A 13,170-nucleotide genomic window follows, 5' to 3' on the forward strand; every position below is an offset into this window, starting at 1 on the left:
TGTGAATACGATTACAATATTGAACATTTTGTGGCTATTTCTATGGACGCGCTTACACGAATAGCATATACTGTTAAGTAAATAAATGTTTTTTATATGGTTTTGGTGATTACTTTATAAAGCGTTTTGCTTCACAACACCTTTTAGGAGGTTCCCCACATGAGAATCGCGATTATTGGCGGCGGCTTGGCCGGGTTGACGGCGGCGGCATACTTATCGGGCAACGAGGAGACGGCAGGCACGGTGTTTGAACGGAGTCCGCAGCTTGGCGGCCGGGCATTTACTTATGAGAAATCGGGATTTACGCTGAATTACGGAGCGCATGCGGTATACGGAATCGACAGACACACGCTCCATCATATGGAAGAAGAGCTGGACCTTAAATTTCAAAGCAAGCAGGTCGATAAACGCAAAGTAATGTACGCCAAGCACGGGCAGTTGACCGCCGCCCCGCTCGATTTTGTCAACATCGTCAAGACGGAGGTTTTGACGCCGATGGAGAAGGTGCGATTCGTCAGCGAGGTCGCCGCGGTCATCGGCAACATCCACCAATTGAAGCATCATCGTACGTTGGGCGACTATCTGGAGCATTCTCACGCCTCAGCTGATGTCAAAGAACTGTGGGCGCATCTGGTCTGCTCCAATTTCTTCATAACGCCGGAGGAAGCCAGGAAAGTGCCCGGCGAAGTCATCGCCGAATACTATCATAACCTGTTCCTTTCCCAGCGGCCGGTAAGCTATATTCTCGGCAGTTGGGCGACGATCACAGGCCAGTTGGTCGACAAGATCCGCGGCAACGAAAACTGGGAAATCTCCGTGAAGGAGCCGGTCGAGTCGATTGTCATGGAAGACGGAAAGTTTGTGCTGCGCACCAAAACGCGGGAGCGTTTAGAATACGATCAGGTTGTTTTTGCGATGCCGGTACAGCAGGTCGCCAAACTGCTGGAAAACTCGCCATGGTCCGCTTCGCTTGAGCCGTACAAAGATTGCACCCCTACCGAGGTGCTGGTGTATGACGTCGGCTTCTCAAAAGTCGTAGCCCGTCCATTCCATTACATTAGCGACATGGATCACAAAATATTCATCAGCGACGTTTCCGCGACCGACTTCACGGTTGCGCCGGTGCACGGCCAGCTGCTTCAGGGCATCGCCTACTTGAATGACGACTTTGCGGATGAGGAACAAAAGAAACAGTATCTGGAGCAAAAAAACGCGCAGATGGAGGCCTTGTTCGATACGTATTACCCGGATTGGCGGGATTTTGTCGAAGTCAAACGCGTTTCCAAAAAAGCGATGGTTGCCAGCGTCAAAAACATCTGCACAAACAAGCTGCTTCCCAACCGCTTGGCCGGCGTCCCGTTTTACTTCTGCGGCGACGGCTGCACAGGCAAAGGCGAACTCGCCGAACGCGCATTTTCCAGCGCGCGGACGGTAGCCCAGGCGCTTTTGGCGGATAACGTGCGAATCAAAGCTTATACCCATTAATCGGGATTTAAAAACAAAAACAGAAGCGAACGCGAGTACCTAAGTTAAAGGCGCTCCGTTTGCTTCTGTTTTTATTTAACGTATTTCCGTTCAACCTGGCGACTTCCTTTCCTCGTCTGATTTAAAGGCTAAAGCGTACTGCGGTATTTCCGGAACCCCTCCACTTCCGTCCGCTGCGTTTTCCGCACCCGTTCAAAGCTTTGGTAACGGCGGCCTTGAAACGTCAGCTTCCCTTCGTCCCCTTCCGCGCATTGGCCGTATTCCAAGCCACTGACGGCAAATTCCAGCCGATCGCCGCTCTCGACCTCAAACGTAACATAATATTTCGTGTCCGAACGGTTGACCGCTGTCTCGGTATCATGGCGGTGGGAAACCTCCGTCCGCTTCCCGACGATCACCGAATTTACGCTGAGTACGGGCTGCCTGCTGCCGGCGAAAAAGCGCCATGCCCCTCCCGCCGATGAAATTACAACAATCGCCGTGAGCACAACGAGCAGGATCGGCAGCGCGGTTTCCATCATCTCAAACATTTCCACCCATGACTGCATGGTTCGCCCTCCTTCCATAGAGGCAATGGCCTGCTTCTTTTGTCCCTCCCCTTTCTTTCCTAAGTATATGCCGCTTAATTTAAAACTTGTTATTCACCTGCAGCGTAAATTATGACACCCTTGTCCCACAAAATCATAAAAAATCTCCGGCTCTTAAATCGAACCGGAGGTTTAGTCATACTTGCCTGCTGGCGAAAATGAATCAAGCATAATATTCAAACAGCAATTGGCGGGTTTCTTCGACGCCGTCGGCTTCAGGTTCGTTATCCAAAAGCCCCTTTTCCGCCCAGCAAGCCCGGCACACATCTTCGGTCGTGCATAAATGAGCGTCTTCGCAGGTGTAGCAAAATTGGAGATAATTGCGGGTTACCGTGTCTTGCGTCGTCGTTTTCATCACTATTCACTCCTGCCATCAAATTTGGAGCACCGCTCCAGTTTGCTGCTGTTTCTCTTACAAGTTAAATATATCACAATGTCGGATTTTATTATGTGATTATTTTCACAAACTCTGTAAAATAAAAAAGCATGGCCGGGCCGCCATACTTTTTCCTATTGAATATTCGCGTTGCCCCAGGCGCGGACAGACTTACAGCACATGCCAGCTCGTCCCCCCGTCTCTGGTCTGCAGCAGCAGCGAACGTTTCTGATCTTCTTTGGCCACGAGCAGCCAGCCTACTCTGGAGGAAAAGAACTGCAGCTTCACCACTTCCGGATAATCGGCCATAATATCAACCAGTTTCGGGCTTCGCGGCAATGGCGTCCAATGATTTCCTTGATCCGAAGTATAGTAAGCGGTCGAGCCCATAATCGTCCAGCCTTCGTTGCGCGTCAAAAAGGTAGGGGTCAATTCCTCATTAAACCCGGTCTGCCAAAATAAATTGAAAGGAACCATCGTCCAGGTGGCTCCGGCATCTTGGGTAAAGTAGCCGTTAAACTTGGTGGCTTCATCGCGAGTGCAGCCGACTGGGACCCAGGCTGAACTGCCGTCTTCGAAAAGAGAGACATTGCCGATGCTAAACCGCTCGCAAGTCTTGAACTTTGACGGATCAAAAAAGCCTTTCTTTTTCGCCCAGGTTTCGCCCCCGTTCCCGGTCGTGTACAGGGCGGGTTGTCCTGCTTCAATCTCGCTGACGAGGCCTCTAAACCGATCAATGAACGCCATCGATACCGGGGTCCCCTTCCCCAGACCGGCGCTCGCCGGCCGCTCCAGCGTAAAGCTGTTCGGGTCCGGAGCTCCCATAATCGGATCAAATGTAGCTCCCCCGTCGTCCGTCGCGTATAGCACGATTTCAATACTTCCCGTTTCGCTCGTTTTGCTGGCCAATATCCAACCTGCGGACTCGTTCGAAAAATAAATCCCCTCGACCTGGTCCGCTCCCGGAAATGAAGAGACTTTCCAAGTGACGCCGCCGTCATCCGTTCTTAAGACGATCGCGTCATCCAGACCGGAGGCATTAAGTACAATCCAGCCATGCATCGGATCGATAAAAAAAATGTCTTTGCCGAAACGCGGCGTGCTTGGAAACTGCACCGAAGCGGCCGGGGAAATATTCGTCCAGGTCTGCCCGTTGTCTCGAGTAAGATAAAGTCTCAGCTCGCTTTGAGTACGCCCCCAGGCCAACCCGGTAGTCGTGCTTAGCAACTGAAAATCGGTTAGTCGCGTTTGAATTTGATATTGGTTGTTCTTATCCTCCGAGGGCACGGCGGCTTCCGCTCTCAGACTCTCGGAGGAAGAGGGATTAATGACGGTGAGCGTCTGCCCTTTTTCTTCCGGCGGCTCCGGCTGCGCCTGATTCGCTTCCGGCGGCCGCTCGGACGTACAAGCCGTCAGCAGTAGACAAACGGATAGCGAAACCGCGATAACATTACGCCATAATTTCAAAAAGACAACCTCACTTTCAACCACATGCTGATAACTATTATATCATAAACGTGGCCGAAGCCTTCAGGGGCCGGATTACAGCCGCTTATCTTTGGCAAAATTTACGCTGACATGGTGATTGGGCTTGTAAACGGCAAAGGCGTACCCTTTTTTCTGCAAATATTCGATAACCTCCGGAAGGATTTCCACGGTTTGCGCCTTTTCGTGCATTAAAATCACTTCGGTATCCCGGTGCACCTGGCGCTTGACCTCCTTCAAAATACGCTTGGGGTTGCCCGAATACCGCCAATCCTGGGAATCGACCGTCCAATCCCACATTTTAAAGCCCGCGTCGGCGATTTCGCCGCGGAATTGCTCGCCGATCTCCGGTTTGCTGCCGTACGGCGCCCGGATGAGCGTTGGCGAAACTCCGGTGATCTTAGCCATCAGCTTTTGTTCCTGCTTGAATTCTTTGATGAAGTTATCCGAATTTCCGCTCTCATAAATTTTTTTCTTGTTGTGGCTCATACTGTGCAGTCCGACATAGTTGCCGGCTTCAACCGCATCCTTCACGGTTTGCTCATGGCCGGATAGCTGATTTCCGATCATAAAGAAGGTGCCGTGAATTTGATATCTGGCTAAAATGTCCATGATTTCCTGTGTATGTTTGCTAGGGCCATCGTCGAAAGTCAAATAGATCACCTTCGGCTGCTTAACGGCGGACTGTTTTACAGGCTCAGAGTTCGCAGCTTTTGAGTCGGTTGGAGTGGCGGCAGGCGGAGTTGTTTCAGCCGGTGTCGACGGCTCCGGTTTTGTCGACGGCTGGACGACAGTGCCTTCATTTTTGCCGGCCAGATTAGCGGACACGACAGCCGTTGTGGAGTGTTTGACGATTGAGCTTGCCGTATGCTGCTTCAAATACGAATATACGGCAAATCCCGACAAGGTTAATGATACGACGGAAAGCGCCACGGCGGTAACCGCAACCCCTTTTGCTTTCCGCTTGGACTTCGCGCGTGCGGTGCGGGTGGAATGCTTCTGTGTGCTTCTGTTGATGTACGACATATGAATAATTCCTCTCTCATTTCATTATTACTAGCATAATACAAAATGAGAAATTCGTCCTTACAGAATCGTTAATCCAAGGTTACAAAGTCATTACAGATTTTATAAATTAATGTCATTAGTTAACACAATAATTATTACGTTAATTTTTGTTCAGCAAATGCATAGAAACAGATCAACTTTCAATAATCCTGCAGATTTTTCTTCAAATTTAAGATATTTCATGTACAATGAGGATGGATACATACGGTTTAGGGCGATATGTCGCAATTTTTCGATTGTTGGAAGGAAAGGTTAAGTAGCCTGGCTTCGGTGCAATCTATCCTAAACGGGAATCTACATTTTAAGGAGATGATTTGATGAAAACCCAACTGCGCTCCAGCCGGGTCGTGATTATCGGTACCGGTGCCGTGGGGGCGACGACGGCGTACACGCTGCTGTTAAGAGAACGGATTTCCGAGCTCGTCCTGATCGATGCGAATAAGGAAAAAGCGCTTGGCGAAGCGCTCGACATGAATCACGGCCTGCCGTTTACCGGCGGGGTCAAGTTATGGGCAGGCGACTACAGCGATTGCGCGGACGCCGATATTATCGTCATTGCCGCCGGGGCTTCCCAGCGTCCCGGCGAAACCCGGATCGACCTGCTTAAGCGCAATGCCGGCATTTTTGACAGCATTATTCAAAACATCGTGAAGTACAACAATCATGGCATTATTCTGGTAGCTACCAACCCGGTCGATATCCTCGCTTACGTAACCTTGAAGAAGAGCGGATTTCCGTCGAACCGTGTCATCGGCTCCGGTACGCTGCTCGACAGCGCCCGTTTCCGCTATTTGATCGGACAGAACAAAAAAATCAACCCGCGCAGCATTCACGCGCATATCATCGGGGAGCACGGCGATTCCGAGGTGCCGCTGTGGAGCTTGGCGAACGTGGCCGGCATCGGCCTGGAGTTCAACGAACAAGAGCGCGAGGAGATATTTAACAGCACCAAAAACGCCGCTTATGAAATCATTAACGCCAAAGGAGCCACCTCCTACGCGATCGCGCTGGCTTTGGACCGGATTATCGTGTCGATTTTGCAAAACGAAGGTTCCGTGCTGAACGTCTCCACCCTGCTGACCGATTACAACGGAGTTTCGGACGTCTATCTCGGCGCACCGAGCATCGTGGATCGCACCGGTGTACGCCAAGTGCTCGATTTGCAGCTAGGCGACGCGGAATTGACGCAGTTCCAAGCTTCGGCCAACAAGCTGAAATCGGAAATCGCCAAGCTGGAGCTGTAATTACGGTAACTCCGCACCAACAGTAAAAAACGCCCAGACGCTGAAATGAACACAGCGGGCTGGGCTTTTATTTTGCATTACATTTGTTTAAAGTAACTTCCCTCCTTCTGCCGCGTTTTATTAACTGAGACGGTAATCATGAAGGAGATGGTTCTATTGACACAATCAAAGCTTATTCTGAACACAATTCTTACTACAGCCCTGCTCGCTTCGGGTCTTGGACTTCCGACGCTTCTTTAGACGCTGTCCAGGCAGCCCCAACGACAGCCGCTTCCACCAAAAACAATGCGGCGGAAAGCGTCTCCGTCCCGCTGCTTTCGCCGAAATGGCAGGCCCAAACGGATAAACGATTATTGGCGGTAGCACTGCCGAAGGAACTGCAATAATGGACTGATCACTGATTATAAGCAAACAAAAGCCCCGCTAGAGGGCGGCGTGATAAACCGTAAGGTCTAATCGCTGCCCGCAAGCGGGCCTCAGTACAGTTAATCTAGTGAAGTAAATTAATTCATGCCATTAATCTCAAGGTGCTAATACGGCGGTTAATGCGCCGATTCCACCTGGTCGACGTGCTGCACATGTTTGCGGTTTAATGCAATGAACACGACCGCCAGCATGACGAACCCGGCTCCGACGATGAACGGCACGTGCGGGTTGTACCATTCGGCGAGCTTCCCGGCCAAAAACGGAGCAACCGCGCCTCCCAAAAAGCGGAGAAAGCTGTAGGAGGCGGACGCGGTGGACCGCTCTATCGGCGCTGCGTTCATGACCGCCGTCGTGATCAGCGTATTGTTGTTGCCGAGCAGCGCTCCGGCAAAAATAACGGCGGCGATGATCACCCAAGGTGAATTCGTCCAAATGCCCATCGCCAGCAGCACTAAAGAGAACAGGAACAGCATCGCGCACATCGATTTGAGGGTGCCGAATTTTTCCTGCAGTTTCGGCGCGGTGCCGACCGAAGTGATGGCCAGCAAAATCCCCCAAGCCAGGAAGACGTAACCCAGCCCGTGCTCATCGAGTCCCATGACAAACGGAGCGTAAGCCATCAGCGTGAAAAAGCCAAAGTTGTAAAAGCAAGCGGTCAGCCCCAATACGACCAGGGGGCGGTGTTTCATCGCCTTAAACGGGGCCAGGATCGAGGTGCGGGAGCGTGTGACCTCCCCTTTGTTCTCCTTGGGCATCAGCAAAATGAGTCCAATGAATGCGATGACCATCAGCGAGGCGACGCCGAGAAACGGGCCTCTCCAGGAAATGGCGCCAAGCCAGCCCCCGAGCAGCGGTCCGACTGAAATGCCCAGACCAACCGCCGCTTCATATAGGATGACCGCTTTGCCCGTGCCGCTGCTTGACAGCGTAACGATAGCCGATAACGCGGTGGCCACGAACAAAGCGTTGCCGAGGCCCCAGCCGCCGCGCAGCCCGATGATCGTCCACACGTCGCCGGCCATGCCCCCAAGCGCCGAAAAGACGGCGATGACGACGATGCCGGCCAGTAGCGTCCATTTGATGCCGATGCGGGACGAAATCGCCCCCGTAATCAGCATGGCCACCGCCATGACGGCGTTATAGCTCGTAAACAGTAGGGTAACCTGGCTGGGCGTAGCGTTCAGGCTTGCGGAAATCGCCGGAAGGATCGGATCGACGAGACCAAGACCCATAAAGGCGATGATCGAGGCAAAAAAAACAGCCCATACGGACTTAGGTTGTTTCAGCAAGCTTGGTTCCCCAAGCTCCAAATGGCTTGATGTACCGCTTAGCGGCGCGGTTTTGGCCGATGATGTAGATGATGACATATAATCTTCCTTTCGTCTTACATTAAAGATTTGAAGGAATGCCGGATGACATCCCCGCGGCTGATGATGCCCACGAGCACCCCATTACGCTCGACGGGAAGCTTTTTGATTTGCTTTTTCCCCAATATCGCCGCAATGTTCTCAATTTCTTCATCCCATGAAACTTTAATGACTTTCTTTTTGCCGATTTCCATCACGTTGAGATCCAGCAATCTTCGCGCTCTTTCCTCGTAAGCTTCCTGATCCCCTTTGAAGACGGCCACATAATAGATCGAGTCAACGACAACGTCGCGATGTTTGCCGATGTAGCGCATGATGTCCCCGTCGCTGATATATGAAACGATTTCGTTTCGTTCGTTCACGACGGGCAGCCCGCTGATCCGATGCTCGATGAACCTTTCAATCACCGAACGGACCGTATCGCTTTCCTTCACTTTGTAGACCTGCTTGATCATCATTTCATGCGCTTGCATGCCAATCCCCCTAATCCATATAATTGTATTATACAACTACTTGTTGTTTTGTCAAGGTTACGGGCGGGCTTCCGCCTCCCTCCCAAGTCTTGCCCCGCCTGGTTTCATTTCAAATTCTCTAGTCGATATGTTACGATAAAATTATATTAAAAAGCTGTGAGGTATTCATGATATGGATCAAACTTCCCTGGAAACCATCGAGTTGGAAATCGCCATCTTATACCGCCGGATGACCTTCGTGACCGCGGCGAAAAAAAACGGCAACCTCGATCGTTCCGCCTATTTGCTGCTGCATCACATCCGCTCCTTCGGCTCCATCGGCGTCAAGGCGTTGGCCGACGAATTTCAGCTGGATATCTCCACCGTTAGCCGGCAGACCGCCGCCCTGGAGCAGAAAGGCTACGTCAAGCGCACGCCCGATCCCGAAGACCGCCGGGCCTATTTTTTGGAAATCACGGAGCTTGGAACCACGGAATATCTTGCTTACAAGCTGGGCCGGTTAAACCGGATCAGCGAACTGCTCAAAGACTGGTCCGACGAGGATGCCCGGCACTTCGGGCGGTATTTGGAAAGATTCAACCAAGCCCTGCTCGATCATTCCAAATCGAATGAGAGCTAAAGAGTCCAATCGAACCACAGCAAACGCAAAAACTGTACATAATTATTGTTATGTTAACTAAATGGGAGGTAGTTATTGATGAACGATACCCATCATCCCGCCGAAATCATCGAACGCGCCTCTACTCCGCGCGGGGAAATCCAACTGCAACGGCGCGGCGAATTTTATGAAATCATCAGCAACGGCACGTTTCTGATGGCCACCTATAACGGAGAATCGGAACGTCTGCTGGTGCGCCGCGCCCTGGAGCAAGCGAAGGCTCCCGGCAAAGTGCTGATCGGCGGTTTGGGCGTCGGCTTTTCGCTGCAGGAAGCGCTCTCGGACCCGCGGGTACGGGAGGTTACGGTCGTCGAAATCGAGACGAAGGTAATCGAATGGAACCGCACCGTCCTGGCCCCCGTTTCCGATTATGCCTTACGTCATCCGAAAACCAGGCTGGTGCACGCCGATCTGATCGCCTGGATTCGGGAGACCGACGAAACGTTTGACCTGATTTGCCTCGATATCGATAACGGCCCGGACTGGAAAGTGTTCGACGGCAACGCGTCGCTGTACGATAACCGGGGACTGCAAGCTTTGGGCGCGCGGATCAACCCGGACGGCTGCATTACTTTTTGGAGCGCCACCCCCTCTCCGGAGTTCGCCGGGCGGCTGAACGCTTTTTTCGGGAATGTGGAAATCCGCAAAGTCCCGCAAAGCCACCGCGATCCGGATTATGTGTTTCTGGTGCGGGCTGGAGGTGCCGGCCAGTGAATGTTCAGAAAACGATCGACCGTAAAAAGCTGGACGAAAAAACGCCGCTTATGCCCTGGTTTGTACAGCAGTTTATCGATTATAAGCTGCCCGACCTGTCTCCTTCCACGCTCCTGGAATACGTTCGGGACTATGAGCAGTTTTTCGGCTGGCTGCGGGCCGAAGGGTTGACGAAGGCCGAAACCAACAAGGAAATTTCGCTGACCGATCTGGAGACGCTGCGCATGGAAGATGTGGTCGGCTACCGCTTGCACTTGACGACCCGGACCGATGGGATGAATTCGAAAATCACGGTATCGCGCAAGATGTCGTCCCTTCGCTCCCTGTTCCATTATTTAAGCCAGATCGCCGAGGATGAAAATTTTTACCCGCTGCTGAAACGCAACATTATGGCCAAGGTAGAGATCAAACGCATCCACAAGCCGAAGGATACGGCGGCCAAGCTGAAGGGGAAAATCCTTGAGGAGGACGAGCTGCTCGAATTTATCGGCTACATCGCCGAAGGCTACGGTCACGATATCGAAGGAAATAAGCAGGCGCTTTACGCTTACGAGCAAAATAAAGAACGCGACGCCTGCATCGCCAGCCTGATCCTGAATTCGGGGCTGCGGGTGTCCGAGGTCGTGAACCTGAACGTCGACGACCTGGACTTGAACAACAAGCTCGTTTATGTGTACCGCAAAGGGAACAATGACGAAACGTTCAAAACGCCGGTCTATTTCCGCGAGCAATCCAAAGACGATCTCGCTCATTATTTAACGCTGCGGCAAACGCGTTACCGCACGCCGAAACGGGAAAAAGCGCTGTTCGTCGCCGTCCCCAACGGGCAAAAGGAAGGCAAGCGGATGACAAAGCGGGCCATCCAGGCGATGATCATCAAATACGCCAAGCGGTTCGGCAAACCTTATCTGACCGTGCACAAGCTCCGCCACTCCTTTGCGACGGACTATTATTTGCAAAACGACATCTATAAAACGAAAGAGCAGCTCGGACACGCCTCGACGGAAACGACTGAGGTTTACGCCCATCTCACCGACAAAACGATGTCCGAAGCAATCGAGCGCCGGATCAGCGGCGGATCGTAAAAAATCCGTCTGCCGGCCGCCGTACGCGAAAAAGGACTCCCCCGCATTTTATGCTGAGAAGTCCTTTTTGCTTAGACTAGGACATTTTGCTTCAGAAACGACAATATCCCGTCCACATCGTTCCGCTCAAAGCAGCGAAGTCCAGGCCGCGGCGGCTTGTCCGGATCGGGGAGAGCCTCTTCCCTGTACACCGCGGCGCAAACCCCGCCGAGCTCCGTCAGCAGATGCTCGTCCTCGGCGGAGCGGATGAACACCATTTTCGGATAAGGCTCGCGCTTGAAGCCTTCAATAATAATAAGATCATACGCCTGAAAATGCCCGATCAAGTCCGCCAGCGGCGTTTCCCGCTCCTCCACGATCGCCGTGCGCCATGGCGAGACGATGGCGGCGGCGGAAGCGCCGGCCTGGCGGTGGCGGTATGTATCGGTCCCTTCCCGGTCGACCTCGAAGCCGTGGACATCATGCTTGATGACGGCAACGCGAAGATTCATGGCATGAAACATCTCCACAAGACGGGCTATTAACGTTGTTTTACCGCTGTTTTTATAGCCGACGATTTGGATGATCGGCGCCATTTCGTTAACCTCCTTGTCCAAAGCGCTCAAAGAGAAGCGCCCGGAAGCTTCAGCACGGTGACCATTTCCCCGGCTTCCCTCGCTTCGCCGGAAGGAGGAATGACAATCAGCGCATCGCTGTCCTTAATCGTGATCATCACGCCCGATTCGTCAAGCTCGGCCGGATAAGCGTAAAGCTTGCCCTCGCGCGCTTCCAGCCTCCCCCGGACGAATCGGGTAAAGTTGTTGATTTTCTTGTATGGCCGGCCTAGCTCCGCCGTCATTTCCGGCAAAAACGGCTGCAAAACGCCAAGCATCCGGCCGATCGCCGGGCGCACGAACAGCTCGAAGCCAACAAAGCAGGCGCCGGGATTACCGGATAACGCGAACAGCAGGTTCCCGTCCTTCACGGCGGCAGTCGTCACGCTGCCGGGACGCATCGTCACTTTGTTGAACAGCATTTCCACCTCGCCGCCGGACACAAGATCGGCCATAATGTCGAAATCGCCGACGGAAACGCCCCCGGTGGTGATCACCGCATCGTAATCGGCAAACGCCGCCCGCACCCGCTGGCGGGCCAGCTCCAGATCGTCGGGAATCGCCTCCAGCATAAACGGCTCCGCACCCGCGTCCTTAATCTGACTGGCCAGCATGTACGCATTGCTGTTGCGAATTCTTCCGTCCTGCAGCGGTTCGCTTATAGCCAGCAGCTCCGAACCGGTGGAAAAAACCGCGATCCGCGGCTTTCTTACGACAGGCACCCGGTCGATCCCAAACGTTGCGAGCACGGAAATTTCTCCGGCCCCCACCTTGCGCCCGGGCTCCAAAATGACCTCTCCCGCGGCAAGCTCCAGCCCGACGGGAGTAATATTCTTGCCCGGGTCGATCTCCCGAATGAGCCGGATATACGTTTTGCCGTCCTGCCGGATCGTCTCGGTCATTTCAAACATGACCACAGCGTCGGCTTCGTCCGGCACCTTCGCCCCGGTCATAATCCGCGCCGCCGTTCCCGGCGCGAGCGGTACGGAAGGCAGAGAGCCGCAGGGGATCTCGTCCACCACCTCCAGCAGAGCCGGGCGGTTCGCGCCGCAGCCCTGCGTATCCCGGCTGAGGATGGCAAAGCCGTCCATCCCCGACCGGCGAAAATGCGGATACGGATGGGGGGCTGTCACACGTTCGGCCAAAATCCGTCCTTGCGCGTCCGGCAGCGCTACGGTTTCTGCCGGCAGGCGCCGGGCATAAGGCAGAATCCGTCCCTGCGCGTCCGGAACCTGCAGCGCTTTGCGGCGAAATTTGTCTTGCTGCGAATCGGTAGTCATTTTTTAACCTCCTGCAAATAATCATCCAGTAAAGCGGAGGCTTTTTGCGAAACGGCCAAAATTTCCGCCTTGCTTAAATCATCGTAATGGATTCCCATGACCACGGTCACCGTCCGATTCAGCGCCGCGGCGGCGCGGCGGGCGAAATCCTCGCTTAGCGTGTGCTCTTTGTGGCCGGGAACGGCCGAGGTTTGCACGGTAACGCCCCCTTCCGCCGCGTAAGCGGTGGACGCCGCGCCGATATGGACCTCGCCGCCGCCGATCGTGAGCAGCAAATCGCGCCCCATCGGAATCGCCTCCAGCTTGATGTCGTCAAATGTCAACATGCC

At 53.4% G+C, this 13,170-nt stretch carries 14 protein-coding genes; 5 read left to right on the forward strand and 9 right to left on the reverse strand.

Annotated features, from left to right (window positions below):
- Positions 1-159: 159 nt before the first annotated feature.
- Positions 160-1,485 (forward strand): phytoene desaturase family protein, encoded by a 1,326-nt coding sequence (locus NYE74_RS19985; RefSeq protein ID WP_341005140.1) that lies wholly within the window; start codon positions 160-162, stop codon positions 1,483-1,485.
- A gap of 128 nt (positions 1,486-1,613) precedes the next feature.
- Here the strand turns inward: NYE74_RS19985 and NYE74_RS19990 are convergent, their stop codons facing one another.
- The 4 genes from NYE74_RS19990 to NYE74_RS20005 form a co-directional block, all read right to left on the reverse strand.
- Positions 1,614-2,033 carry a DUF2500 domain-containing protein gene (locus NYE74_RS19990; protein WP_036623027.1) on the reverse strand — a complete coding sequence of 140 codons (420 nt, stop codon included), beginning with the start codon at positions 2,031-2,033 and terminating at the stop codon, positions 1,614-1,616.
- Positions 2,034-2,235: 202 nt separating this feature from the next.
- A complete protein-coding gene (locus NYE74_RS19995) occupies positions 2,236-2,427 on the reverse strand; it encodes a hypothetical protein (RefSeq protein WP_036623029.1) in 192 nt (63 codons plus the stop codon).
- A gap of 192 nt (positions 2,428-2,619) precedes the next feature.
- A complete protein-coding gene (locus NYE74_RS20000) occupies positions 2,620-3,915 on the reverse strand; it encodes a hypothetical protein (RefSeq protein ID WP_036623031.1) in 1,296 nt (431 codons plus the stop codon).
- A gap of 75 nt (positions 3,916-3,990) precedes the next feature.
- Complete coding sequence (locus tag NYE74_RS20005) at positions 3,991-4,959, reverse strand: polysaccharide deacetylase family protein (protein ID WP_036623032.1); 969 nt, start codon at positions 4,957-4,959, stop codon at positions 3,991-3,993.
- Between the two features lie 359 nt (positions 4,960-5,318).
- Between NYE74_RS20005 and NYE74_RS20010 the strand changes: the two genes are divergently transcribed.
- Positions 5,319-6,245 (forward strand): L-lactate dehydrogenase, encoded by a 927-nt coding sequence (locus NYE74_RS20010; RefSeq protein ID WP_115311186.1) that lies wholly within the window; start codon positions 5,319-5,321, stop codon positions 6,243-6,245.
- A gap of 542 nt (positions 6,246-6,787) precedes the next feature.
- Here NYE74_RS20010 and NYE74_RS20015 read toward each other — a convergent pair.
- Entirely contained in the window at positions 6,788-8,038 is a 1,251-nt protein-coding gene (locus tag NYE74_RS20015) for an MFS transporter (protein ID WP_036623036.1), read from the reverse strand.
- A 17-nt stretch (positions 8,039-8,055) separates the two neighbouring features.
- Entirely contained in the window at positions 8,056-8,511 is a 456-nt protein-coding gene (locus tag NYE74_RS20020; RefSeq protein ID WP_036623038.1) for a CBS domain-containing protein, read from the reverse strand.
- Positions 8,512-8,683: 172 nt separating this feature from the next.
- Between NYE74_RS20020 and NYE74_RS20025 the strand changes: the two genes are divergently transcribed.
- The 3 genes from NYE74_RS20025 (at position 8,684) to xerS (ending at position 10,968) form a co-directional block, all read left to right on the forward strand.
- Entirely contained in the window at positions 8,684-9,130 is a 447-nt protein-coding gene (locus NYE74_RS20025) for a MarR family winged helix-turn-helix transcriptional regulator (RefSeq protein ID WP_036623039.1), read from the forward strand.
- A gap of 78 nt (positions 9,131-9,208) precedes the next feature.
- The gene (locus NYE74_RS20030) at positions 9,209-9,883 is read left to right on the forward strand and encodes a spermine/spermidine synthase domain-containing protein (protein ID WP_036623040.1); all 675 of its coding nucleotides are present in this window, start codon (positions 9,209-9,211) and stop codon (positions 9,881-9,883) included.
- Positions 9,880-10,968 (forward strand): tyrosine recombinase XerS, encoded by a 1,089-nt coding sequence (gene xerS, locus NYE74_RS20035; protein WP_124332135.1) that lies wholly within the window; start codon positions 9,880-9,882, stop codon positions 10,966-10,968. The genes NYE74_RS20030 and xerS overlap by 4 nt, the downstream gene beginning before the upstream one ends.
- A gap of 71 nt (positions 10,969-11,039) precedes the next feature.
- Here xerS and mobB read toward each other — a convergent pair whose 3' ends face one another.
- Genes mobB through lpdD form a run of 3 tightly spaced genes read right to left on the reverse strand, consistent with a single transcriptional unit; the run spans position 11,040 to position 13,167 of the window.
- Positions 11,040-11,543 carry a molybdopterin-guanine dinucleotide biosynthesis protein B gene (gene mobB / locus NYE74_RS20040; protein ID WP_036623044.1) on the reverse strand — a complete coding sequence of 168 codons (504 nt, stop codon included), beginning with the start codon at positions 11,541-11,543 and terminating at the stop codon, positions 11,040-11,042.
- A 26-nt stretch (positions 11,544-11,569) separates the two neighbouring features.
- Positions 11,570-12,841 (reverse strand): molybdopterin molybdotransferase MoeA, encoded by a 1,272-nt coding sequence (locus NYE74_RS20045; RefSeq protein WP_036623045.1) that lies wholly within the window; start codon positions 12,839-12,841, stop codon positions 11,570-11,572.
- Positions 12,838-13,167, reverse strand: coding sequence for a prenylated flavin chaperone LpdD (gene lpdD, locus NYE74_RS20050; RefSeq protein ID WP_036623046.1), 330 nt, complete (start codon positions 13,165-13,167; stop codon positions 12,838-12,840). Before lpdD ends, NYE74_RS20045 begins: the two co-directional genes overlap by 4 nt.
- Positions 13,168-13,170 lie beyond the last annotated feature (3 nt).

The organism is Paenibacillus sp. FSL P4-0127, assembly GCF_038007325.1.
Classification (GTDB): domain Bacteria; phylum Bacillota; class Bacilli; order Paenibacillales; family Paenibacillaceae; genus Fontibacillus; species Fontibacillus macerans.

Bases quoted from the DNA above. Each gene is read 5' to 3' on its own strand.
- NYE74_RS19985 (WP_341005140.1), top strand. From the start codon at position 160: ATGAGAATCGCGATTATTGGCGGCGGCTTGGCCGGGTTGACGGCGGCG.
- NYE74_RS19990 (WP_036623027.1), bottom strand. From the start codon at position 2,033: ATGCAGTCATGGGTGGAAATGTTTGAGATGATGGAAACCGCGCTGCCG.
- NYE74_RS19995 (WP_036623029.1), bottom strand. From the start codon at position 2,427: ATGAAAACGACGACGCAAGACACGGTAACCCGCAATTATCTCCAATTT.
- NYE74_RS20005 (WP_036623032.1), bottom strand. From the start codon at position 4,959: ATGTCGTACATCAACAGAAGCACACAGAAGCATTCCACCCGCACCGCA.
- NYE74_RS20010 (WP_115311186.1), top strand. From the start codon at position 5,319: ATGAAAACCCAACTGCGCTCCAGCCGGGTCGTGATTATCGGTACCGGT.
- NYE74_RS20015 (WP_036623036.1), bottom strand. From the start codon at position 8,038: ATGTCATCATCTACATCATCGGCCAAAACCGCGCCGCTAAGCGGTACA.
- NYE74_RS20020 (WP_036623038.1), bottom strand. From the start codon at position 8,511: ATGCAAGCGCATGAAATGATGATCAAGCAGGTCTACAAAGTGAAGGAA.
- NYE74_RS20025 (WP_036623039.1), top strand. From the start codon at position 8,684: ATGGATCAAACTTCCCTGGAAACCATCGAGTTGGAAATCGCCATCTTA.
- NYE74_RS20030 (WP_036623040.1), top strand. From the start codon at position 9,209: ATGAACGATACCCATCATCCCGCCGAAATCATCGAACGCGCCTCTACT.
- mobB (WP_036623044.1), bottom strand. From the start codon at position 11,543: ATGGCGCCGATCATCCAAATCGTCGGCTATAAAAACAGCGGTAAAACA.
- NYE74_RS20045 (WP_036623045.1), bottom strand. From the start codon at position 12,841: ATGACTACCGATTCGCAGCAAGACAAATTTCGCCGCAAAGCGCTGCAG.
- lpdD (WP_036623046.1), bottom strand. From the start codon at position 13,167: ATGTTGACATTTGACGACATCAAGCTGGAGGCGATTCCGATGGGGCGC.